17 protein-coding genes are annotated in these 23,906 nt (G+C 41.5%); 8 read left to right on the top strand and 9 right to left on the bottom strand.

Annotated features, from left to right (window positions below; genetic code table 11):
* Window positions 1–23: 23 nt before the first annotated feature.
* Window positions 24–1,196: a hypothetical protein gene (locus IJ00_RS14025; RefSeq protein ID WP_082127328.1), complete on the top strand. Its 1,173-nt coding sequence runs from the start codon at window positions 24–26 to the stop codon at window positions 1,194–1,196.
* 54 nt (window positions 1,197–1,250) lie between these two features.
* On the opposite strand, the gene IJ00_RS14020 is transcribed toward IJ00_RS14025, so the two are convergent.
* Window positions 1,251–1,805, bottom strand: a complete 555-nt coding sequence (locus IJ00_RS14020) for a Uma2 family endonuclease (protein WP_035153974.1) — start codon at window positions 1,803–1,805, stop codon at window positions 1,251–1,253.
* A gap of 1,013 nt (window positions 1,806–2,818) precedes the next feature.
* Between IJ00_RS14020 and IJ00_RS14015 the strand changes: the two genes are divergently transcribed.
* Window positions 2,819–3,067 carry a hypothetical protein gene (locus tag IJ00_RS14015; protein WP_035153972.1) on the top strand — a complete coding sequence of 83 codons (249 nt, stop codon included), beginning with the start codon at window positions 2,819–2,821 and terminating at the stop codon, window positions 3,065–3,067.
* 19 nt (window positions 3,068–3,086) lie between these two features.
* Here IJ00_RS14015 and nadB read toward each other — a convergent pair whose 3' ends face one another.
* From nadB to IJ00_RS14000, 3 genes are all read right to left on the bottom strand, one after another.
* Window positions 3,087–4,769, bottom strand: coding sequence for an L-aspartate oxidase (gene nadB / locus IJ00_RS14010; RefSeq protein ID WP_035159048.1), 1,683 nt, complete (start codon window positions 4,767–4,769; stop codon window positions 3,087–3,089).
* A 101-nt stretch (window positions 4,770–4,870) separates the two neighbouring features.
* Window positions 4,871–5,311 carry a photosystem II complex extrinsic protein PsbU gene (gene psbU, locus IJ00_RS14005; RefSeq protein ID WP_035153970.1) on the bottom strand — a complete coding sequence of 147 codons (441 nt, stop codon included), beginning with the start codon at window positions 5,309–5,311 and terminating at the stop codon, window positions 4,871–4,873.
* Window positions 5,312–5,721: 410 nt separating this feature from the next.
* The gene (locus IJ00_RS14000) at window positions 5,722–6,384 is read right to left on the bottom strand and encodes a DUF3120 domain-containing protein (RefSeq protein WP_035159045.1); all 663 of its coding nucleotides are present in this window, start codon (window positions 6,382–6,384) and stop codon (window positions 5,722–5,724) included.
* Window positions 6,385–6,810: 426 nt separating this feature from the next.
* Between IJ00_RS14000 and IJ00_RS13990 the strand changes: the two genes are divergently transcribed.
* Window positions 6,811–7,545: a hypothetical protein gene (locus tag IJ00_RS13990; protein WP_035153966.1), complete on the top strand. Its 735-nt coding sequence runs from the start codon at window positions 6,811–6,813 to the stop codon at window positions 7,543–7,545.
* A 100-nt stretch (window positions 7,546–7,645) separates the two neighbouring features.
* On the opposite strand, the gene IJ00_RS13985 is transcribed toward IJ00_RS13990, so the two are convergent.
* A complete protein-coding gene (locus IJ00_RS13985) occupies window positions 7,646–10,501 on the bottom strand; it encodes a GAF domain-containing protein (RefSeq protein WP_035153964.1) in 2,856 nt (951 codons plus the stop codon).
* A gap of 347 nt (window positions 10,502–10,848) precedes the next feature.
* Window positions 10,849–12,012, bottom strand: coding sequence for a GuaB3 family IMP dehydrogenase-related protein (locus IJ00_RS13980; protein WP_035153963.1), 1,164 nt, complete (start codon window positions 12,010–12,012; stop codon window positions 10,849–10,851).
* A gap of 470 nt (window positions 12,013–12,482) precedes the next feature.
* Here IJ00_RS13980 and IJ00_RS13970 point away from each other — a divergent pair, with 470 nt between their 5' ends.
* The 3 genes from IJ00_RS13970 to IJ00_RS13960 all read left to right on the top strand — a co-directional run bounded on the left by IJ00_RS13970 (window position 12,483) and on the right by IJ00_RS13960 (window position 17,886).
* Window positions 12,483–14,867, top strand: coding sequence for an endonuclease MutS2 (locus IJ00_RS13970; RefSeq protein WP_035153959.1), 2,385 nt, complete (start codon window positions 12,483–12,485; stop codon window positions 14,865–14,867).
* A gap of 618 nt (window positions 14,868–15,485) precedes the next feature.
* Complete coding sequence (locus IJ00_RS13965) at window positions 15,486–16,091, top strand: DUF3038 domain-containing protein (protein ID WP_035153958.1); 606 nt, start codon at window positions 15,486–15,488, stop codon at window positions 16,089–16,091.
* A 226-nt stretch (window positions 16,092–16,317) separates the two neighbouring features.
* Complete coding sequence (locus IJ00_RS13960; RefSeq protein ID WP_035153957.1) at window positions 16,318–17,886, top strand: DUF4335 domain-containing protein; 1,569 nt, start codon at window positions 16,318–16,320, stop codon at window positions 17,884–17,886.
* A 31-nt stretch (window positions 17,887–17,917) separates the two neighbouring features.
* On the opposite strand, the gene dndD is transcribed toward IJ00_RS13960, so the two are convergent.
* The gene (dndD, locus tag IJ00_RS13955) at window positions 17,918–19,912 is read right to left on the bottom strand and encodes a DNA sulfur modification protein DndD (RefSeq protein ID WP_035153955.1); all 1,995 of its coding nucleotides are present in this window, start codon (window positions 19,910–19,912) and stop codon (window positions 17,918–17,920) included.
* Window positions 19,913–20,730: 818 nt separating this feature from the next.
* Window positions 20,731–20,973 (bottom strand): hypothetical protein, encoded by a 243-nt coding sequence (locus IJ00_RS13950; protein WP_035153953.1) that lies wholly within the window; start codon window positions 20,971–20,973, stop codon window positions 20,731–20,733.
* A gap of 464 nt (window positions 20,974–21,437) precedes the next feature.
* On the opposite strand from IJ00_RS13950, the gene tatC reads away from it, so the two are divergent.
* The gene (gene tatC / locus IJ00_RS13945; RefSeq protein ID WP_035153952.1) at window positions 21,438–22,235 is read left to right on the top strand and encodes a twin-arginine translocase subunit TatC; all 798 of its coding nucleotides are present in this window, start codon (window positions 21,438–21,440) and stop codon (window positions 22,233–22,235) included.
* A 526-nt stretch (window positions 22,236–22,761) separates the two neighbouring features.
* Here tatC and IJ00_RS13940 read toward each other — a convergent pair.
* A complete protein-coding gene (locus IJ00_RS13940) occupies window positions 22,762–23,070 on the bottom strand; it encodes a DUF3067 family protein (protein WP_035153950.1) in 309 nt (102 codons plus the stop codon).
* A gap of 230 nt (window positions 23,071–23,300) precedes the next feature.
* Here IJ00_RS13940 and petC point away from each other — a divergent pair, with 230 nt between their 5' ends.
* Window positions 23,301–23,840: a cytochrome b6-f complex iron-sulfur subunit gene (petC, locus tag IJ00_RS13935; protein ID WP_035153948.1), complete on the top strand. Its 540-nt coding sequence runs from the start codon at window positions 23,301–23,303 to the stop codon at window positions 23,838–23,840.
* The last annotated feature ends 66 nt before the right edge of the window (window positions 23,841–23,906 follow it).

Here is a 23,906-nt window from a genome sequence, read left to right as displayed (position 1 = left end):
CACCGACATCTTGGAATGCATTAATGGTTTCGTCTTGGCTTTCCTTGAATTCAGCTATCTCTACTACTACACAAACAAATACTTCTCTATCTACATCGTCTCAGAATTCCCCAAATATTTCTCCAAATTCTCCGAAATCTTCTAATTTATTATCTGCCGCTAGTTATGCGGTAATTGATGAGTTTAAAAAATTCCAATTCAATGTTAATCCTGGTGAGATTCTCTCTCAGAAGAAGTTACCAAGTAATAAAATTATTGTTAATCAAAAAGACTTGTTGACAGTCTTGATTAATACTAGAGAGTATTTTCAAAAATATAGTAATTCTGACCCAGATATATTACGCACAAATTTAATTACTGCATCGGGAGTCACCACAGAGAAAATTCTACAAACTCTCGAATTTATGATTACTGTCCTCCAGGAAGATATTGCCAAAGGTCGCACCACTCGTTTACAAGACTCTGAATTTATTAATCAGAATTTTCAAGTTATTAAGTGGGATGCCTATAATCCAAAAAAATCTCAACAGGAAAAACTGAGAATTACCAAATATGCAGTTTTTATTCATCCTGGCTCACGGAAAAAGACAGCTAAATTCAACACAGCTATCTATAGTCTCAAGGATAATTTAGCCACTGATAAGTTCTACACTCGCTACACAAAACAAGATGTCTTATCGGGTATTTATGAGCCCGGTGGTAAGGAATTTGGCAAGGTAGAACCTTTAGCTTATTTAACTCGTGATGGTTTAGAAGAAGCTCTGATGCAGGGAACCATTTTAATTAAGTTTAATGATGGCTCTGAAGATTATTTTAATGTTGATAGAAATAACGAAATTCCCTACGACAAAAAAATTCGCCCCCATGCTCAAAAACGTTACTGGTATTTTCGGAAAGTTGATGCAATTAAGGGTTATGGCTATAACATAGATGCCAAGATATCCATTAAACCAGGAGTTACTTTTGCTGGGGATATTTTAAATATTGGTTTAGGTAGAGTTGTTGTCATTGAGTACAATCAAGGTAAACAGAAAAGGTTACGCATGGGAGTCATTGCTGATACGGGTGGTGCTTTCTTACCTAATCTTTATCAACTAGATTTCCTCGCAGGAATTTTCCCTAGTCAGCAGGCTTTTAAAAAGCATATTAGTCGGTTACCAGAGTATGCAACAGCATATATTCTAGTGAAGAAGTAATATTTTGTGGTAAATCTGACTCGGATATAGAATGGGTGTTGATAGTTCTGATGCTTAATCAAATATCGGTGGGAAAATATTGGCGATCGCCACTTCTAATCCAGGTAAGATTTGCGGTAGGGTAAGAGTATCATCCTGATTGAAGGTAATAGTTGCTTCTGTAGGATGATAAACTTTCACCTGTAAAATATCTGCATCTATTAGCACGCCGACTTGGGTTCCTAACTGTAAAAATAGTTGGATTTTCTCTTCTAAAAATTCTAGGCGATCGCGGTGAGCTTTAATCTCTATAACTAAATCGGGAACAATGCGCGCAAAATAACGAGGACTTTGTTTGAGACGCTGGGCACGAATAAAGGAAATATGAGGCGCTTTTAAATACTTATTTGGTAAAATATAGCCACAACCGGAGTCTAATACCCGTCCTAATTTGCGCGGTTTAACCCAATTCCCTAACAACCGCATCATTTCTGCACCAATTTCACTCGCATAAACATCCACCGGTTCCATAAGATTTATTCTGCCATCGCTTAATTCCATTTGGAAATCGCAGTCATAATCTCGCAGCTTCTTTTGCAATTCCAAGAGATTTTTAACAGAGAGAGACATAAATCAATCCAGATTTTCCCCATACAACTTGGTTTAGGATTTTTCTCCAGACATGACTTTGTAGAGATAATTTCCCAAAGCCAACTTTTTCTGCTTTCCTGGAAACTTTCAACACTTATCATCTATCAACGGTAGCGTTTCATAGTTTCATATTTCGAGTATTTCTACCTATCGATAGAGATGAGAGAATTCTTCCCTAGGGATAATTATCATAGTGAGCTAGATTTCATTTTCTCCCTAGGCTGAGTCATGGCAATTCCTATGCTATCGAGTTTATGCTCAATTTCGCCTGTTTTCTGTTAGTTCTGCTGCTTTACCGCAAACAGCCCTCTCCTGAGTGTAGTTATGAGAATTACTGGCGATCGCTCAGAAACCTCTATCCCAAGAATTAGTCATAGATTGATACCAATACTATTCTTCAAGATTGAGGCTGATGTTATCAGTTTTGATTATCTCAATCAGCTAAGAAAATTAACGATGTAACACATTGTAAAACAAACCATAACAACTAAATTTCCCATTTAATCCGTAATTATGCTGATTTATTTGGCATTTTGGCAATTTTTGTAAATTTTATTGTTTTAATCTCTAAGAAAATTTACGGTCTTACCATAGAAATTTACAAGATTCTCAGCAACCTAATAGGTAATACATAAAATCATCATAGGAGAAGTACTGTATTTTTTCACACAATTGTTAAAATTTCATGAAAATAGGTAGGATGCTTGATATTTCAGTAGATAGTGGTAATCAATCAGGCTCAATGGTATGAAAGATAGAACGGGTTTGTTCAGTAGTATTACTGATTTATAGAATTTTCAAGGTGACAATTAAGTGAATCATCATAGAAGTGATGGGGATTCAAAAATACAGATTCTATTACTTATCTCTGTGCTTCTATTTAGATGGGTATAAGGATTTCATAACCAAGGCAACGGAAAATTAGGCGTAAAGACCAAAAATTACAATTTGTTAAATTCACCCATTTTAATTAAGGGAATTCACTGAAGTATATGAAAACTAATTTAAGAATCGTCAGCACGGTTCTGGTGTTACTTGTAACTTATGTGATACTTCCTCAACTCACAAACGCGATGGGCGATCGCCAAAATATTTCGACTACAGAGGGACAAAAAACCCTTCAAGTCAATTTTGTGAGTTATGAGATAGAGGATTCAGAATTTCAGACAGCAAGTGAGAGTGAATATGAACCGCCTAATTATGGTGGTCCTGAGAGCTCCTATGGTAGTGGAACTCGCTAAAGCATTTAGACTAACGTTTCTATAGATTAACGATGGCTGATTTCCACCAGTTGTGATGTTGAACTAGGGTATGAGCTTGCCAATCTGGTTGGGAATGGGGATAGTCTAAACGATAATGTCCACCTCGACTTTCAGTCCGATAAGCTGCACTTTTAAGTATCAAGTAAGCAACATCTAATAAGTTATGGGTTTCTGCCCAAAGTCTTAACTGCTTATCTGCATCTGGTGTTGCAAAGTTAACTGGTTCGGATGGTCGTAAATTGAGTAAAAATTGGCTGAGAGAGAGACTAGAAAAGTCTTGTTGCCATGATTCAACTGTGGCGATCGCCATATCTAAAGCTGACTGCTCACGACAGATACCTGCATTTTGCCAAACGAGGCGTGGTATCTTATAACGCAAGGTTTCCATGTATTCTTCCTGAGTTAACCACTCTTTTTCTGAGAGGGTAAAACATTGCAGGGCTGTACGTAAATTCGCTTCTGGCTTGATATCTGCTAAATCATTGAACAAATACTTCATCTGAGCGCCAAAGACAATACATTCCAACAGGGAGTTACTCGCCAAACGATTTGCACCATGTACCCCAGTGCTGGCAGTTTCACCCACCGCATACAAACCAGGAATATTCGTTTGGTTCTGTAAGTCTGTGAGAATTCCTCCCATCCAATAATGAGCAGCAGGAGCAACGGGAATGGGTTCCTGAAATACATCTATACCCCAACGTTGGCAAACCTTGACAATATTGGGAAAACGATGGCGAATTTTATCTGCTGGAATGGGGCGCATATCTAGCCACACATGGGCTGTAGCGGGGTCTCCAGAGGTTTTTTGTAGGTAGCTAAAAATTGCCCGACTGACCACATCCCTAGGGGCAAGTTCTCCATCTGGGTGATAATCGAAGACAAAACGATATCCCTTGCTATCGACCAAATGGGCACCTTCACCACGTACAGCTTCACTGATGAGAAAACGTTCTGCACCTGGTTTTGTTAAAGCAGTGGGGTGGAATTGCACAAATTCTAAGTCACGTAGAACCGCACCGACTCGCCAAGCGATCGCCACTCCATCACCTGTACTAACTCCGGGGTTCGTAGTTTGAGCAAATACCTGTCCCCCTCCACCGGTGGCTAATACCACTGCTTTTGCCCTTACCCAGTGAATCTTACCAGCATAAAATAAACTGATGCCTTGACAACGTCCAGTTTCTGTGTTTAGCCATAAACCCAAGGCAAGTGCTTGTTGGAGAACTTGGATATTGGAGCGCCGCAAGACTTGCTCTGTCAAGGTAGTGGTTACTTCCCTACCTGTAGTGTCGGCAGCATGGAGTACTCGGTGGCGAGAGTGGGCAGCTTCCAGGGTGAGGGCTAAATCCCCATGGTGGCGATCAAAGGCAACCCCTAAATCAACTAAAGACTTGATACAACTAGGTGCTTCCTGTGCCAGGAATTCTACAGCCGCGCGATCGCATAAACCGGCACCTGCTTTGAGCGTATCTTCGATATGTAACTGGGGAGAATCTTCTGGGGCGATCGCTGCTGCAATCCCACCCTGCGCCCAATCACTAGCAGAGAGGGCGATCGTTTCTTTAGTAATTAAGCCGACTTGCAAAGACTCAGGTAAACATAAGGCAGTATAGAGTCCAGCAGCACCAGCACCGACTAATAAAACGTCAAATTGTTGAGGAATATCAAATTCAGGCAAAGTGATGGAGTGATGTTGTGAAACAAAGCGAGCAATAGGGAAATAAACCAGAAATTGGGGAATGAGTAATGGCAAAACCATCACCCATTGCCCACTACCATCTATCTGTAGATGCCGTTATTGATACGATCATCTCCTTCGTTAAATACTGCTTCAGTTTGGGTAACTGTGAAATTACCTAAGTTTCCTTGCAGAATTTTTTTCTGGCGATCGCTCAAACCATCAATGTCAAGTACGCTCTCTACCTTGTCGTAGGGGGCATTTTTGACAATTTTTGTAGCTAGGGTGGGATATAGTCCGGGGAAGCGCTGGAAAGCACGGACGTTAGTGTTGTTTAAATCAATTTTGTCACCATAGACATCAGCAAGTTTATCGTCTGCCCGGTTACGTAGCTCACCTGTTTCTTCCACAGCTAAAATGGAAACTCTAGGTAAACCAAAGTGTGGCAGATTTGCAGCTTGGGCAGCTTGCGACATACCCAAAAATCCCCAACATCCCAGCAACAAGCTAAATACTGTTAATAAACGCACCAATCGTTTCACGATTTTGTACCTCTTTCCATCAACTTGAAATAAAAGCTTTAAGCTAAAAACAAGGATTCCAGTAGAAAGTTACAAAGTGTGAAGTATGCAACTGCTAGGTTTGAACTCAGGAGATCCTTCTGTGGTTCTCACACTCTTACCTATCAGTAAACACCCTTCCCCAGCAATGCTCTTACCATCATCTCAGTATCGATAGCTTAATCAACACAGCAGTCATCAAAAACTAATATACAGCGTATCAATATCCACAATAATTACTGCTAATGGCTTTGACCTAATCTTTTGTCAAAAATTATTATTTTGCAGTTTTCACAGTGGTTGGTTCTTCAGATTTCAAGTGTTAGGGTTGAGGAAGGGACATCAAGGCAAAACCTTTAATTAGCAAGGGTTCTGGAGTCCCAAGCAGTCCTTTAGGCGAAAACCGCAGCCAGCAAAAATAAACTATCCACCAGAATCGTACTTAACACTGCTCCCCCAAAGGCATACCAATGGAGTTTTTTCTGTCGTAAGGGAATAATTCCTGCCAGAAGCAAGGTGACAGCTAACACTACTGCCCAAAAATTGCCCCCAGGTGTTGCCACTTGAGTGACAGCCTGATGCAAAATCTCTGACACCATGTCATTGTCAGACTGCATAATTTGTCGCCAGTAAGGCAATAATTTTACTAAATAAAAATAAATATCTGTTAAGACTGTTCCCAATAAGGAACCTAGGTAGAAGTAGTTCCCCACCCTTCCCCAGTGACGTTGTAAACACCATATTGCCCCAGGCAACCCTATAGCTTCTACAGGTAAATGCCATAGGGGTTCCCAGCGCAACCATCCCCAATAAATTGAACCTGCCAACCAACTCCAACTAAATCCATAGAGTAAATCTCCCCAGAGATAGGTTACAGGACGTGACATTAATGAGAAACTCAGCCCAAACCAACCCCCTGTGAGTAACAGACTCAACCAAGGCAGCGATCGCACTAATGGTGCTTCAATAAACACAGGGATAGATACTAAAAAGACGGCTGCGGCAAACACCCACCACAGTTGAGAAGTTACAACAAAACTTAATTTTGTCGAAATTTGAGCAACAGTTCCTCTGTTAAGAACAGCAAACTCAGGAAGCGATAAATCAGCACCTGCTTTACTTTCCAACTGGTTAGAAGTCGCCTCTGGGGAAAATATACTGTCCACCAAAGTTTTTTAATATTGTTTACTTAACTTTATCTTATTTAAGATATCACAACATACTACTGGCAGTACTGAGGTTTAAGGTTTGCTTAGGAACTGGCAAGTATCCCAAAATCTCATTTTTAGCCGTGGGAATATTATCCCTGCTCTTTTGTGATATTTTCCCAAATCTTCCCTGTTAAATTTTTCTCTAGTTAATGGCAAAATCAAAACAAAAATTTTTTTGCCTATTTTTGCCAAATAATACAAATCACTGTCCCATTTTTGCCAAGATAGTAGTATTATTTTCCAAAACTTCACTTGGCAAAAAAAATCAGCATGAGTGAAAACACGATAGAAAATCACGGCAAAGGTTTTTTAGTCCTACTTTTGCCCATATCCTTTTTAGTTATCTTCCTAGTTGCCACTTGGCGGATTTGGCTAGCATTATTTGTGCTGATTTTGGGCTTGAATATCTGGCAACGCTACCAATGGCAACAATGGTGTCAGCAAGTCAACCCAATGTTCAATCAGTTGATGCGGGAAACCCAGGGCAAAATTACCCCGATGGACTTAGCTGTTCGCGGCAATTTTCCTGGAGACACGGCAAAACGCTATTTGGATACGAAAGCTGGGGAATTTGGTGCGAATATCGTCAACTCACCAGATGGCAGCAAAATTTACTATTTCATGACTGCTAGTACCCTCGGCAGTATTTTGGATAGTAGCGAACCTCTGAAAGAGTTGGCAGATGGAAAACCTGTTGCAACCACTGCGGAACTTTTGCTAGCTCCACCACCCAAGAAAACAGAATTAACTGAAGTGACTGAGAGTGAGGAGATAATCACACCTCATACAGAAACAGTTCCATCCCTGGAAAGTCAGTTAATTTTTGGTTCTTTGATTCAATCAGAACTAGCAAAACGCTTGAATGTCTATTCCAGTACCGTTTACAAACGACGGGATGAGTCCGATTTTTCGGAATGGACTCGCAGTCGGGATCCTGATGGTATTGCTTGGACTTACTCTCCAGAAACAAAGGAGTTTTTCCCCTTAGAAGAGCAAACAACTTGACTTTTGTTAGGTTACTAGCTCATGGCAAAAGACAAGGATGGAAAGGAAAATTGGCAAAAGTCTGTTTTGCCTGACTTTATCCTAAGTCTGTATCAGTTGTTTACTCTCCTGCCAAAGGTAGAATTAAGCGGCTGACTAAACGGCTATCGGGAAGTTGATAGAATTGCAAATCCCCTCCGAGTTGTTGCATGAGGGTACGAGCGATCGCCATATGTAAACCCGGTGGTTTTTCCAGGGTAGACGGTGCCAAAACATCCTTAGAAGAGAGTTCTGGATTGAGTTCTACTAGTAATTGTGGCTCAATTGTCCCATTATCAGTAATGGAAAGTTCCAAAGAATCGGCATCTAAACGACGACACCAGATATCAATTCTGCTACCAGTATGTGCCCGTTGACAGGCAGTCATTATGAGTTCATGGAGAATTAATTCAATTTTCACCATGTCCCCAGCGATACTTAAAGTCTGAGGTTTTTCCCCGGAGATAGGCAGGAGAGAATAATTTTGATTACTATTATTTTCTCCATCCTCCTGTCCCAAACCATGGACACCAACCCAGAGTCGCTGGATTTTCAACAGGTTGTCTACCCGCTCCAGCGATCGCTTGAGCAAACTGGCAATAGTTACCGTTTCCCAACTTCTGTGCAACTGCCATTGCTCCAATTTCAACAAAGTTGTCATGGAAGCATTAGTGTTATCTAGTTGACGTAGTAATTGCTGGTAGCGCATCTGTGTCAATTCCGTTGTCGGAATACCCAAATCATGCATTTGCCCTAAGATTTGAGAGATACTTTTTTGAATATCTTCTAAACGTCGATGTTTATACCAATTTAGCTGTTGTAGTTCTGCACTTTTGCTGTGAAGTTTAGTATTAATTTGCAAATTTCGTCGCAACCAAGCCAATTGAAAAATTAAATTTTCCACTGCATATAAACTTTCCTCGCTCCACTGACGTTCTCGATGGTCGGTAATTAAAATTACACCAGTGGTTTCATAGTCATCCGCAGTATGCAAACCCATTACTAAAACTTGACCGATGGCACTACCGTGTAACCATTTACGTGTTTCTGCGGGTAGCTCAGACAATTTAAAACTCAGTAAGCCAGCGTTCGTCACAGCCCAATGGATTAAAGGTTCAGAAATCGGAATAATCGCTTCTGGATTAATCGCAAATTGACTATCAGTAATTATACCGGGATATATTTGGGCGATCGCATCACCAGGAGACCAATATAGAAGGTTAATGGCAGGGCTATGTAAAATTTCTCCGATTTGTTGTAAGGCTGAATATTGTAACTTTTCTATTGATTGACTATAGGTATTTTGTGATTGCCCCAACACCCTTAGGCATTGGTGAGTACTGTGTAAGATTTTTTGCTGTTGTTCTGTTTGACGCTGAAGTTGCCACTGACGGACAATCACACCCAGCTGTTGACTGACTACCTGAACTAATTCCTTTTCCCTAGATATCCAGTGTCGAGGAGTATCACTAGTTACAACCAGTAACCCTAGGGGAGAATTTCCAGGATTAGAGTTACTAATGAGTAGCGATCGCACACCATTATCGATAAAATTGGGTCGCCACTGGAAAAAGCGCAAGTCATCCTCTAGATTTTCGATTCCCACAGCTACCTCAGCAGCAGCTAATAACTGCCAATCGATATCCTTAGGAGTCTCAAATGCTAAATTTAAACCCCGGCGGTTAGGTAATTGGTTTTGATAAAAAATTTGATATTGATTTTGCTCACTGTCAAAGTGAAGTAACAAAAACCGACTTGCACCTAATCTTTGTAAAACCCTGGCAGCACAATCATCCAAGATTTCTTGGACATCCTTGTTAGTATAAATACCCTGAGCGATTTGACTACTTAAATAGGCATCATCTTGAATCTGTCGCACCGTCGTTTCCACTTCATCCAAAGGTGTCACCAAGGATATTAAACCTGCCGCACCTCGCACAAAATTTTGTTCCGCTTCTCCCCAAATGCGTGGTTCGCTACTTTCAACTGTTAAAAAACCCAACAAATCTTTATTACGAAGAATCGGAGCTGCCAACAAGCTACGCACTTTCAAACGTTGGAGTAACTTAACTGTACAATTACTTTGAAAAGAGCTACGCCCATCACCAATAAACACTAATTCATTCACAGACAAAGCGTAGTAAAAATCACTTAGCTCTTGAATAGTAATCCCAGCTATTTGTTGATTGCCATGGTGAAAAACTCCACTCGCACTTTTATTACTGGCACGTCGCCAAAAATACCGCCCTTCTGTATCTAACCAATAAATATTTGTCCGACTAGGTAAAACAAATTCCTGAGTAGCTTCCACTACAGCATTTAGCTTTAGTTCTAATTTCTGTAAATTACGGATATTTTCTAGTAATTTTAATAATTTTTCTTCCGGATGCTTAGACTGTTGATTTTGGGAATCTATTTCTAATTGATACCAAGCTGCACCCAGTTCACCTAAAATCATCATCAGTCGAGCTCTGGCTTCTCCACCCAAAAGATAGCCCCAACGTTGAGAACCCAGGAGAATTACACCGAGAAAATGATTTTTATAACGAATCGGTAAAACAATAGTTCCCTGAATCTCATATTTTTGTGCTAATTGTTGCCATGCTTGCGCCCGCAGTTCCGCACGTAAGTCAGCTACACCTAAAGGACGTTGTTCAGTTACTACCTGCTCTAACAAATCTCCTGGATTCAGCACCAGATGCTGTTTCAGGTAATTTTTGTCATTACTAGGAGTGATACCGCCCTGACCTAATAAAATATGGTTCAGGCGATCGTACATCGCAATCCAAATTAACTTATATTCAAAATCTTCTTGCAAATATCTAACTGTAGTTGCAATTAAAGATTCTATAGTGTTCTCTTCCCTTAGGCTTTGGAGAATGCGCCCCAAGGAAAAGATTTGTTGTTCAGCAGCAGTCAATTTTTGTGGGGGCAACATCTGAAATTATCAGTCAACATAGCTTGTTACTATATAAGATGCCCAAAAATCCACTGAAATTGCTTATCCCTAGGAAGAACTATGAATAACAATACATAAGGAACCGCCCGAACAATAGTCCGGGCGGAGTGTGGTGTGAGGAGTGAACGGAAACGTGCGTCTCCGCTTTCTCTATTGTAGGCGACATACGCGACTTTTCCAGTGATTGTTTCAGTCTCAGGAAAAATTTATTGAAGAATTTAAGATTGCTACTTGATTACAATCATCGGATAGTTAAGCAAATCTTAAATTTCCCAGAGGAAGTCTACCTAAAATGTTGGCTCAAGCTAGTAAAATGTCCTTTGACTTTATTTGCCCATACCTAATTGTTGAGCTTTTTGGTAAACTTTGCCTTCGGTTAATAAAGAAGGAGCAATAACAACTTCAACTTGTTGCATTTCTTTGAGATTTTTTGCACCCAAAGTTCCCATACTAGTTTTGAGGGCACCTAAAAGATTATGAGTTCCATCATCTAAACCCGCCGGACCGACGAGAATTTGCTCTAGGGAGCCAGTTGTACCCACACTGATACGAGTACCACGGGGTAACACAGGGCTAGGAGTAGCCATACCCCAATGGAAACCACGTCCAGGGGCTTCAGCAGCCCTCGCAAAGGGTGAACCAATCATCACACCATCAGCACCACAGGCAATACATTTACAGATATCACCACCGGTAATTAAGCCACCATCGGCAATTACTGGAATGTATTTACCCGTTTCCCGATAATAATCATCACGAGCTGCGGCACAATCAGCGATCGCCGTAGCTTGGGGAATACCCACACCTAACACACCACGGGAAGTACAAGCTGCACCAGGACCAATACCTACTAATACCGCAGCTGCCCCAGCTTTCATTAAATCTAGGGTGACTTCATAAGTGACACAGTTCCCCAAGATTACGGGAATGGGCATTTCTTGGCAGAATTTTGCCAAATCTAAAGTGACAACAGACTCTGGTGATAAATGTGCCGTAGAAACTACCGTTGCTTGGATAAAGAACAAATCAGCTCCAGCTTTCGCCACTGTTTCCCCAAACTTACTTGCCCCAGCTGGTGTAGCACTTACAGCAGCAATACCACCTTGGGCTTTGATTTCTTGAATCCTTTGGGCAATTAATTCTGGTTTAATCGGTTCAGCATAGAGTTCTTGCATCAATGGTACAAATTCATCTTTGCCCACGGAAGCAATTTTGTCTAAAATGGGTTCCGGGTTAGCATAGCGAGTTTGGATACCTTCTAAGTTGAGAACACCTAAAGCCCCTAACTGAGATAAACGTACAGCCATACCCACATCAACTACACCATCCATGGCGCTGGCAATAATGGGAATTTGCCTCTCAATGTTACCAATCCGCCAAGATGTGTCTGCCAAAGTCGGATCAAGAGTCCGGTTGCCAGGTACTAGAGCAATTTCGTCAATTCCGTATGCCCTACGAGCTACTTTTCCCCGCCCAATTTGAATGTCCACGCTACTAATTTTCCCAAATCTGTTTAAGCTAGAGTATCAAATTGTGGGGGTCTTTGCAGCGATTTTTTTAGGCTCAGGGAAAAAGGTGGAGAATCTGGAATTTCCTATTTCTGAAATTTGGCTAAATACTCATGGTTGGGAAGATTCTGAGGTGTCCCCTGAGCTTGCCAAAGGGTGTTGATTTCTTTTGTTATCTATGTCCCAAAGGTGGTCAGAATGAGTCTACAATTCGATTAGCACTACAAATACTACGACTTGGTGAACAAGTACATCATCTGGAAACGGTCTGAGCTTTTTGCTAAGTTTGTCATCTAGAGTGCTTGAGTCAATCATCAGGTGAGATAAGGAGATGCAAGCAGCTATCAAAACTTTCAGTTTAGTTGAAGAGTTTATGACAACTGTTTTAGTCTGATTTAATAGAATTCGGACTATTAAGATGAAATTTTGCAAGAGTTGAAATAATTAAAACCTTGATTCAAGCGGAAACTTTAGAACTACTAGAATGGCATCGTCTGTGTCAGCATTTGTCTACTTTTGCGGCGACAAAGCTAGGGGCGATCGCTACTCGTAACTTACCGATTCCCAACTCTCAAGCGGAGAGCGAACTTTTACTAGCGCAAACGAAGGAAATTTATGCCTTAGAAACTCGTCTAACTACGGGTTTATCTTTTGATGGGGTACAGGATATTGGTGATTCCCTGGAACGTGCAGCACTGCAAGGTATTCTCTCTGGGGATGAATTATTGGCGATCGCCACAACCCTAGCGGGGGCGAGAAATTTACGGCGGGTTATTGAAAATCAGCCGGATTTGCCAATTCTGGCAGCATTAGTCGCAGATTTACGTACCTATCCCGAAATTGAACAGGAAATTCATCGCTGTATCGATGAGCGGGGACAGGTTGCCGATCGCGCTAGTCAAAAGTTGAGTGATATTCGGGGAGAATTGCGCCAGGTACGCAGTCAAATTACCCAAAAATTACATAATATTTTGCAGGTCAAAGCCAACGCCGTTCAAGAGCAAATAATTACCCAACGGGGCGATCGCTTTGTAATTCCAGTGAAGGCTTCCCACAAAGATGCTATCCCTGGTATCGTCCATGACACCTCTACTAGTGGGGTGACACTATATATTGAACCGAATTCCGTTGTCCCCATGGGCAACCAGTTACGACAGTTACTACGACGGGAAGAGATAGAAGCGGAAGCCATCCGTCGGGTATTAACTGAACAAATTGCCCTGGCGCAAGAAGACTTAGAAAGATTACTGGCGATCGCCACCACCTTAGATATTGCCACTGCCAAATCTCGCTATAGTCTCTGGCTGAAAGCCAATCCTCCCCGCTTCATTAACCGTGAATCTGGGGAAATTATCACCCTGCGACAACTGCGCCATCCCCTGCTTCTGTGGCAGGAACAGCACGAACAAGGACATCCGGTTGTCCCCGTAGATTTACTGGTGCAACCAGAAACTAGGGTAGTGACAATTACTGGTCCGAATACGGGAGGAAAAACCGTCACCTTGAAAACCCTCGGTTTGGGGGCATTGATGGCAAAAGTAGGTTTGTTTGTACCAGCGCGGGAACCTGTGGAAATACCCTGGTTTGACCAGGTTTTAGCTGATATTGGTGATGAGCAATCTTTACAGCAAAGTCTCTCCACTTTTTCTGGACATATTCGCCGCATCAGCCGCATTTTATCAGCTTTGGATAGGGAGGAGGCAGAGGACAGTGCTTCCTTGGTACTGCTGGATGAAGTGGGTGCCGGAACTGACCCCGCAGAGGGTAGCGCTTTGGCGATCGCCCTACTCCAGCACCTAGCTGCCCATACCCAATTAACCATGGCATCCACCCATTTTGGCGAACTCAAGGCACTGAAATACGAGGATGAGCGGTTTGAAAACGCCTCAGTGGAATTTGACGAAACCACCCTTTCTCCCACCTATCGGCTGTTGTGGGGGATTCCTGGGCGCTCTAATGCCCTAGCCATCGCCCTACGTCTGGGCTTGAAAGCAGAGGTAGTGGAAGCTGCGAAGGAGAAAATTGGTGGAGCCTCGGATGATGTCAACCAGGTAATTGCTGGTTTGGAAGCCCAGCGCCGTCGCCAAGAAATCAAAGCCACGGAAGCACAGAATTTATTGCAGCAAGCGGAAAAATTATACAAAGAAGTATCCGCAAAAGCCGATAATTTACAGGAGCGGGAAAAAGCTCTCAAAGCCTCCCAGGAAGTCGCCGTACAACAGGCGATCGCCCAAGCTAAAGGAGAAATTGCCCAGGTAATTCGCCGTCTGCAAAAGGGTACACCTAGCGCCCAGGATGCCCAGCAGGCAACCAATGCCCTGAATCAAATTGCCGAAAAATTTACACCCGCACCGCCACCCAAAGCCAAACTCACCTTTATGCCCAAGGTGGGCGATCGCATCCGCATTGCCAAGTTAGGGCAAACGGCAGAAGTTATCACTGCACCCGATAGCGACGGAGAACTGACAGTGCGTTTCGGCATCATGAAAATGACGGTGACACTACAGGATGTGGAATCCTTAGACGGGAAAAAAGCCGAGGCGATCGCCAAACCCAAAGCCACAACTCCACCTCCACCACCGGAACCAACCCTAACAATTCGCACCTCCCAGAATACCGTAGATTTACGGGGTAGACGGGTAGCTGATGCTGAAATTATTCTCGATAAGGCGATCGCGGAAGGAAATGGGGCAATCTGGATTATCCATGGACATGGTACTGGTAAGCTCCGCCAAGGAATTCATGCTTTTTTACACCAACATCCACGAGTCAGCCGTTTTGAAGCCGCAGAGCAAGCAGAAGGAGGAACGGGAGTCACAATTGCCTATATTGGTTAATTCTTAGTTGAGTAGGGAGTAGGGAGTAGGGAGTGAGGAGTAATAAGTAAGGAGTAAGGAGTAAGGAGTAAGGAGTAAGGAGTAAGGAGTAAGGAGTAAGGAGTAAGGAGTAAGGAGTAAGGAGTAATAAGCAAGAGTAGGGAGCATCTTGCTTCGTGATTTTAGAACTTGGGCTAGAAGCCCGCACTACAAAAAACAATTTACACCTTCAAGACGCTCCCGCGAAGATTGCCGATGTTGGTTAAAACCATTCTCCAAGATTGTTCAGATAAATCTCCAAAATTACACCTGCTCAAATTCCATCAGCAGATAAAACACAAATCTTTAAATTTTATTAAGAATTGACTGAAGTAGCTTAACAGTCGGAAATTCTTAGGTTTGAGCCACAGCGATCAGGATGGGTGTTTTCCCCTTGGCTTTTGCTGGGGAAGATTTCGTCATAAAGTAATACAAGAATTCCTGCTGTTGACCACACAACCTAGACTGGAAACAAAAAATGCACTGTTTTCCTTACACAAAGGGAGTTTAGGAATTATTTCTTTGGGAAACCAAATCAGCAGATTGCGAGTCTGGTTTCAAAATGGGTAACAGCAATAGTCCCTACCAGCCTGATCACCTATGCTAAATGTTATGCACTCTGCCGCTAGCACACCCACTCCAATTTCCCAATGGGAGGATTTATCCCAACTCCCTGCCCCTAACTCGGCTCATTGGGACAATATCAAAACCCAATTAGACTTGGTGCTGTTGGCGCTGGAAACTTTAACGGGTATTGGCTCCGATGCCATGCTATCTGCGGCTACTGATTTAAATTTAGAATCAAAAGTTCCCGATCGCGTTGCCTTGTGGCGATTACGACAATCCAATCCACTCCGCAAAGGACAGGGGGGACGGAAAAAGCTGGATGTGGAAGAAGCGCGATCGCTAGTTTTGATTATCTGCTACCTTGCTAAACAGCACCAAGAATTTATTCGTCGTGCTGTGAGTTCTTTGGAACAAGCTGCCGAAGCGAACCGTGAACCTCACCAAGTAGCTTTGCTAGGGGATTACATAGACGCTTTTTGTAATACCTACGAAGAACGTATGGAGGAAGACGAAACAATTTCCACCGACCAACTGACTCACCTAGCTCTAAAATTACTTATAGATTTACTTTTTTATAGCAGTTCCGGTGGACATCGTCGCCTCTGGCTAGCACTCATGGATCGTTCCAGCAAGTTTTAGATTCTGGATTTGCGATAGGCGTTCGCGGAGCCTGTCCCTTTGAGACTTAGCTTAACGCCAAAGCGTATCACTAGAAGAAGTAATGGCATTAAAAGTCAGTACTGATACGTAATTCATTCGCTCAGGGCATAGCCCCAACCATCCGGGTATTCCCAATTAGACGCAGCTCTGGGAATTCATCGGAGCAATCTAAAATTCCCCATTCCTAAATGTTCTGCTTCCTGCCATGCCTCTATCAAATTCTCAAATCCGTCGGTATACACCACCTACTTGTACCCTAGAAGTCTTGGCACAGAGTTCTCCTCTGTCCCGTTGGATGGGAAAATCTGTCCTGAAAGATTTAAATTTTGAGTTGCATTTGGACGATCCCCAAGTACCGGATAATCAAAAGCTGGTTATTCGGGGCGATCGCGATCAACTTGAAGCTTTGTCTGCTGTAGTTAGTACCTATGTTCAGGAACTTTTACAACAGTCTCCTGATACTGTCTGGAAACGATACTCTAATCTTCTCGACAGCACTATCATTTCTCCCACGGCGGAAACCCAACTACTAGATAAACCCTCAGAAAATCGATTTGCCCAGGCAGGAATTTCCCCAATTTCCCCGTCTGGTATCCGCATAGAACCTGGCAAATATTTCACTCACAAACTATTTTTGGGTTCCCTGGGGCAACAAATCTCCACTTCTTTTATTAATCTCAATTTATTACAACTGTTTGACCTGGCAACGGCTTTAGATGAATATGCTGCCGATGTCATGGCTTTACCCAAATTAACATCTAGCAAAAAAGTTGCAGCGTTTCCTCTGTGGGCACCGATTGCAGCTGTTCTTGTTTTAGGCGTGGGGCTAACTTGGCAACGTTTTCCCCAACTGATTAGCGCCATTAGTGGCAGCAAAAATCAAGTGGCAACAACGGCAAAATCTACTTCTACCCCAGAAACTATTGCTGTTGCACCCTCTCCGGCAACGACTTTAGCAACTCCCTTACCTGCTCTGACTCCCCCCGATGCTTTGCCCTCTATGCCTACCATGGGTAATAATACGCCCATAGTTACTTCTTCCCTACCTCCAAGCGTTCAATCTGTACCCACAGCTAACGTTCCCCCTAACCTTGCCACATCTGGCAATAAAACTTTGCCAAGTACAACTCAGGTAGTACCGGGAAATGTGCTGACGGCAACGGCAAAGCCCAATACTAAGAATAATGTCCCTAGCTCCACACAATTACCCCCGTTAAGCTTTAATCCCCAATTGGGTAGTGCTACCACCACTGTTCCCAATACCAAAATACCTACAATTGCTAGTAGAAAAGCGCCGAATACATCCACCGCGATCGCGAACCTGCCTCCCTCCGCTAGCACCTTACCCACTAATGATTTAAATGCCCTGGAGCCAACATCTTCCCTGAGTACCACCACGGAAGCAAATAATAATACTCCCGGAAAACTCACTAGTCGGATTCGAGAAAGTCGTCAACCTTCTAACCAAGTAGCCACAAATAGCACTATCTTTGACACACCCCAGGTGGCAGAAGCTAGAGATTATCTCAAAAAACGCTGGCAACCACCCGAAGGGTTACAACAAGTTGTGGAATATAGTTTGATTGTGGGCGTGGATGGAACGATTGAACGCATTCTCCCCCTGAATAAACCCGCTAGAGATTACGTTGATCGCACAGGGATGCCTTTAATTGGTGAACCCTTTGTTTCTGCCAATAAGAATGGGCAAAGCATCCGGATTCGTGCCGTTTTAAGCCCCGATGGCAAGGTACAAACCTTTCCGGAAAAAGATTAAGTAATTATACTCTAACCTCACACTTTTCGAGTTACCAAAAATACCCTTCTTCAATCTGCGTTTGTCGAGTAGAAGAGTCATATTTTAGGAGATATTCACGGGCGATCGCCTCATTTTCTCTCAGCAATGTGACTTCTTTTTGACCGATTTCCATATCAGTAGACAACAGTATTACCTGATGACTAGCAGTGGGAAAATATCGTTCTACCAAGTGATTACGGTGGGAAGAATCAAGCCTACCTAGGGGAGTATCAATTGCTACTGGTAAACGCCTGCCGGAGACTCGCGCTAATCCCCAGAGAAAGGCGATCGCTAATAATTGCTTTTCCCCAGCAGATAAACGATGTTTTGCAACAACTTTTCCTTGTAAATCATACAAAGACAATCTAAAGGTATGAGTATCAATGGCAATACGATGTACCAAATCCGATTTATGCAATAAATAACGGAAACATTCTGTCACTTCCCTTTCCAATTTATTTAACTTTCTCAAAGTCAAACGTTCTCGAAATAACTTTAAAGTCTCTTGCACTTTTACAGAAGCAGCAATAATATGTTGGGTATTTTTCCTATCAAGAGTATCTTCTGTATACTCCTGCAAATTTCTTTTTAATTTCTCAATTTCTGCTTCTAACTCTGCCAAACGACGACGTGTCACTTCCCACTCTCCCCTCACCCCAGCTACTTGCTGTTGGGAATTCTTTAAATTTGTGACTAATTGAGTATATTCTTCTGGAGACGCTGCTGTTTGTATTTGCCGCTCTAAATTAACTACTTCCTCTTCTTTTGATTTTAAAATTACTAGTTGTTGTTTCGCTAAATTTTTAGAATTTTGCAAATAATAAAGTAAATTTCCTAGCTGACTTAATGTCTCGCCATCAGGTAATAACCAAGCTTCTTCCCCCTGCAACAAACTTGCATCTAAGCTCGTCACATCCGTTGACAAAAAATCCTTGATTTTTTCCAATTCACTCTCAGCAATATTTTGCTCCACCATCCAATCTAATAATCTTTTATCTCTTGCAAAAATAATATCCCTAGCTATTTGTGCTTGCTGAATTCTAAATTCCTTCTCCCCTTGATTTTGGCTTTTTATCAACAATGGTTCAATTAATGCTAGTGGTAAAATATTAGCAGCTAAATCACGCATTCCTTGACGTGATTCTTCAATCTCGCCTTTTTTCCAATCCCTCTGTTTTTCTAAATCTCTACGCTCTGCGGCAATCTTCCCACCATCTGCCACAAATTTATCAAAAATTTCCTGTTGCTCTTTCTCTACTTCCTGGAGATATTTTGCAATTGATGTTTCTTGCTCTTGAGTCAGTTGATATTGCTCTTGTAATTCTTTTAACTCTTCTTCTATCGCTTCTAAGTTTTCCAAATCCTGACTATCTGCTAGTTCCTTGCGCTTGCGATTAACTAACACATCTATATCTAAAGCCAGCTTATTTGCTAACTCTAAACCCAATAAAGCACGAATAGCATCAACTACTAAAGTTGGAGGAGTCTCCAATTCTGCAAGTTCTCTAACTTGCTCCCCATCAAACAGAAATAAATTTGATATCCCTAAAGGTAATATATTTTCAATATATTCATCCCAGATATTTGCTAAGGCTTCATGGAGCCATTCATCATTATCCCGAATATCTAAAATACCTAAATGGTCTTTACCATCCTTCGGGTTTTTATCCCAGGTTCTAACTATCCTATATCTTATCGGCTGATCATTTTCAATATGCTCAAATGCTAATTCAATTCGGGTTTTCTCATGACCTAATGTATGACTATTAACACATTGACTAAGAAAATCACCATAGCTGAGATTTCCTCTAGTTGAACATTGGGCACGAGAACCATAAAGTGCTAAACGAATCGCATCCATTAAGGTAGTTTTTCCCCCACCATTCATCCCCCCTAACAATAGTATCGGGCGGGAATTTTCTGCATCAACTTGTGGGTTCAGATTGATGACTTGTTTTCCTACATAGGGTCCAAAATTCTCTAATACAAGTTCCAGAAATTTCATAATACCTATAATTCACCCACAATCTTAGCTTCAGTCAGTATCGCTACAACTTCAGCTTTTCTTCGCATAAGTATTATATAGATATTTCGGTAAATAGTATTTCTGACTATCCAGAGAATTATCATGCAATATCAAAAATATTTGTGAAATCAATATTTTCCTGTCTTCTCAGTACTGAATGAACAGGCTCATGTCTGATTTTCTTGACTTGAGTTCAGCTTACACTTAGGAAATTATTTCTTATGGGGCAGGGAAATTGCAGTGTAGATTTTTCTTCCTGCCACATCACAATTGTGTTAAATATAACATCGTAACGCACAAAATATCACCAAGGAATACTCTCATCTCCTTGCTATGTCATCCTTCATTTACCTTGATGACTAGATACCTATAGCGAATACACAAAATTGGAAGTTGTTGATATTGTCTCTTAAGCTACATCAAACGATTAGCAGCTATTTCTGCATTTTCCCAAATAAATGTATAAGTAGTAGCAGAAAGTTATCACAATCCACATAAAATAGATATAAAAATATCCTAGGGTAAATTGTTATTTACATTCAAAATACCCTAGTTTAAAGACATAATAATTCAGACATTTCCGAAAAAATAACAGCATCCATTAAATTAATGCATATCCTTGATATAATTAATCAAAGTATATTTCCACTTTTGAGTAATTAGATATCCTGATATTTATCACTCAATACTTTTAGTACATATCAGTTCTAAGTATAAAGTTTTTGCTTCACCTCAACATAAAAGCCACATACCCCTGTGAAATCATTACTTAGTAAGAATCAATGAATGATTATTAGCTAGTCTTTGCAATTTCCCGAACGTATACAATCTCTAATTTTTTCATCCCTGGTGTCAATTTGTAACGGTATGGCTTTTTCTGTAGAATGAATAGCTTGTGAGATACTACTATTAAGTAAAGAATTACTTAAGTGAGTACTGTTTGTTAATGCCTGCAATTCTTTCCCTACAGAAAAATATTGCCCTGTATTTAAGATAAATACGGGTATGGCAATCATTCCAAAACAGAGTTTTCGACGCATAAAAAACGCTCCCAATGAAAAATTAAGAATTACGCCATAGTAGATACCCTCTTGATACAGATTAAGACGGCAAAGAGAGCATTGTGTGTTGTCTGGCTAACAACTAAATTCAATGCTCCTGATTTACTTTATTCATGGTACAGAGAAGCGACAAGCCCAAGCAGGTTAAAAATGCCTATCTTGCCTTGCCCTTGAGAGAATCATATCCTAGCTCTCTCTAATCCAATATGCAGATTCACCACCCTGATAACCGGATAAAAATGCTAATGGGGCGAAAAAATCTTGGGTTTTGTCTGGCTAGGGACTGCCCCGGATACAATAGTTAACAAAGTCATGCTCAGTGACTGATGGAAAAAGACGCAGAAAGGAGCTGATGTTTGCCCATTCATCACGAATGGTTCCCCAACCCTAAACTCTTGACTGTGCAACCAATCCACAATCCCAAATTCCAAATCTAATGACTCATGATGCCTTCACAAGACGGAAATACAGCTACAACAAATCCAGAAATTGATTTCCCTGAGTACGATAATCCAGAAGCTCATCTAGAGGATGAGTTACCTGGAGAAGTCGAAATGTCTCTCTTTGAGCATTTGGAGGAGTTACGACAACGAATTTTTTACGCTTTAATAGCTGTAGCAGTATTTGCTGCGGGCTGTTTTTTCCAAGCAAAGCCGATTGTTAAGTTATTAGAGGTACCTGCCCAGGGAATCAAGTTTCTCCAATTGGCTCCTGGAGAGTATTTCTTTGTTTCTCTCAAAGTCGCAGGCTACAGTGGTATTTTGTTGGCAACGCCTTTTGTTCTCTATCAAGTTACCCAGTTTGTGCTTCCTGGGTTAACACGTAGGGAACGCCGTTTAATTGCGCCAATTGTTTTGGGTTCTAGTGTTTTGTTTGTATGCGGGCTAGTGTTTGCTTACTTCTTACTGATTCCCGCAGCGTTGAATTTCTTTATCAGTTATGGGGCAGATGTAGTAGAGCAGGCATGGTCGATTGAAAAATATTTTGAATTTGTGCTTTTATTACTATTTAGCACGGGTTTAGCATTTCAGGTTCCTGTAGTGCAATTATTATTGGGAAGTTTAGGTATTGTTTCTTCTGGGCAAATGCTAGCTAGCTGGCGTTATGTCGTTTTGGGTGCAGTAATTTTGGGGGCTGTTTTGACTCCCTCTACCGATCCTTTGACTCAGAGCTTGCTCGCGGGGGCTGTTGGAGGGTTATATTTTGGTGGCATTGGTTTGGTGAAGTTGACAGGGAAATAACATAAATTACCTATGAATAATTGCAGTCAATAGCAAATTGTGTAGACAAATCCTTTCAGATAGAAAATTTTCCTCAGGTATGTATATCTGCCTAGAAACCATGTAGATTTTGGTGATTTCAGGGATAAAAATTATCACTCAAATCATCAAGATATAATTATTTAGATACATTACTGGGTAAATGACTCTTCGCTATTGCTGATTTATCTCTACATCAACTTACTCATTTTGTCTCTGAATTTTTGGTGTTAGGAGTTGTGGAATAGAAACAAAATTTGGTGTTGATTTCACAAGAGATATACCTTGAGGAAAAAGAATTCTATCAGGGAAACATCACGAAATAAGTTATACCTACAGAGTTACTTTGGTTCCAGAATATTTCAATCTTGACCAGTTAATCTCATAGTTCTCGGTATATTATGCCTAATAAATTGACGATATTGGTATTTAGTGATAAATCTCAGATATTTGTTAATTTTTATGAAATTTAACTAAAAACTGTACCACGTAGAAATATAAATAAGCTTCAGATGAGCCATTCAGTAGCTCTTTCTCCTAGGTCAAGAGGTATGCTGACAGCCTTACCAAGTCGGGGACGTTCTTTCGTTTCCTGAATGAATTTGTACACTTGCGTTGTATTGCCTAAACCATTTATATAGTCAGCAATACTTTCTAGGTGTTCTTGATATTCAGCTTCGCTGAGAGGGAAGGAGGCTTGTTCGAGGTATTTCCACATAATTTGCAGAAAAATTTTTCCCTGTGTCCGTCGTAACTGGACATCATAAGAGTATCCCCATTTTTCTAGTAATAGTTGGCGTAATTCTTTTCCTGTCATAGGGCTTCTCAACTATATTTTACATTTGATTATGATGTTAAGTTCGGTAACTCAAGTATGATAGGAATATAAAGAAATGTAATGCAACCCTAAAAGATGCTAAAAGTATCTTGGAAGAGATAATTGGCATCTGCGCGGGCATGGGCTTCTCGCCTCAGACAAGAGTTTCTGGACTATAAAGAACTCAAGTCAAAAATAAGTTAACAAAATACACCAAGAACGCGGAGATTATGGCTCAATTTTCGGAATCGATGGACGTGCCCGACATGGGGCGACGGCAGTTTATGAATCTGCTGACCTTTGGAACAGTCACAGGCGTGGCTCTGGGGGCATTGTATCCCGTAGTTAAATATTTTATCCCTCCTGTGGCTGCTGGCGCTGGTGGTGGGACAACAGCGAAGGATGAACTGGGTAATGATGTGAGTTTGAGTAAGTATTTATCAACTCATAACGTTGGCGATCGCTCTCTAGTTCAAGGACTTAAAGGCGATCCTACCTACTTGGTAGTAGAAAGTAAGGAAGCCATTGGGGACTACGGTATCAACGCTGTATGTACCCACCTGGGTTGTGTTGTACCCTGGAATGCGGCTGAAAATAAATTTAAGTGTCCTTGCCACGGTTCCCAGTATGATGCAACTGGTAAGGTAGTTCGTGGTCCGGCACCTCGTTCTTTGGCTCTGAGTCATACTCAAGTGGCAGATGACAAGGTGGTACTTACCCCCTGGACGGAAACCGATTTCCGTACTGGAGAGGAACCTTGGTGGGCATAGGGTTTGAGATTGACAAATATCTCAAATCTAATTTGTAATTTTAGCTCCACTGTTTCAGTTATTATT

Origin of the sequence: Calothrix sp. 336/3, assembly GCF_000734895.2 — a bacterium.
In the GTDB taxonomy this organism is placed as follows: Bacteria; Cyanobacteriota; Cyanobacteriia; order Cyanobacteriales; family Nostocaceae; genus 336-3.
The sequence above is the reverse complement of the archived record's forward strand: the minus strand, read 5'-3'. Positions and strand labels throughout refer to the sequence as shown.

Excerpts from the sequence above, each read along its gene's own strand:
- IJ00_RS14025 (WP_082127328.1), top strand. The coding sequence starts at position 24 with ATGGTTTCGTCTTGGCTTTCCTTGAATTCAGCTATCTCTACTACTACA.
- IJ00_RS14020 (WP_035153974.1), bottom strand. The coding sequence starts at position 1,805 with ATGTCTCTCTCTGTTAAAAATCTCTTGGAATTGCAAAAGAAGCTGCGA.
- IJ00_RS14015 (WP_035153972.1), top strand. The coding sequence starts at position 2,819 with ATGAAAACTAATTTAAGAATCGTCAGCACGGTTCTGGTGTTACTTGTA.
- IJ00_RS13990 (WP_035153966.1), top strand. The coding sequence starts at position 6,811 with ATGAGTGAAAACACGATAGAAAATCACGGCAAAGGTTTTTTAGTCCTA.
- IJ00_RS13985 (WP_035153964.1), bottom strand. The coding sequence starts at position 10,501 with ATGTTGCCCCCACAAAAATTGACTGCTGCTGAACAACAAATCTTTTCC.
- IJ00_RS13965 (WP_035153958.1), top strand. The coding sequence starts at position 15,486 with ATGCTAAATGTTATGCACTCTGCCGCTAGCACACCCACTCCAATTTCC.
- IJ00_RS13960 (WP_035153957.1), top strand. The coding sequence starts at position 16,318 with ATGCCTCTATCAAATTCTCAAATCCGTCGGTATACACCACCTACTTGT.
- dndD (WP_035153955.1), bottom strand. The coding sequence starts at position 19,912 with ATGAAATTTCTGGAACTTGTATTAGAGAATTTTGGACCCTATGTAGGA.
- IJ00_RS13950 (WP_035153953.1), bottom strand. The coding sequence starts at position 20,973 with ATGCGTCGAAAACTCTGTTTTGGAATGATTGCCATACCCGTATTTATC.
- tatC (WP_035153952.1), top strand. The coding sequence starts at position 21,438 with ATGATGCCTTCACAAGACGGAAATACAGCTACAACAAATCCAGAAATT.
- IJ00_RS13940 (WP_035153950.1), bottom strand. The coding sequence starts at position 23,070 with ATGACAGGAAAAGAATTACGCCAACTATTACTAGAAAAATGGGGATAC.
- petC (WP_035153948.1), top strand. The coding sequence starts at position 23,301 with ATGGCTCAATTTTCGGAATCGATGGACGTGCCCGACATGGGGCGACGG.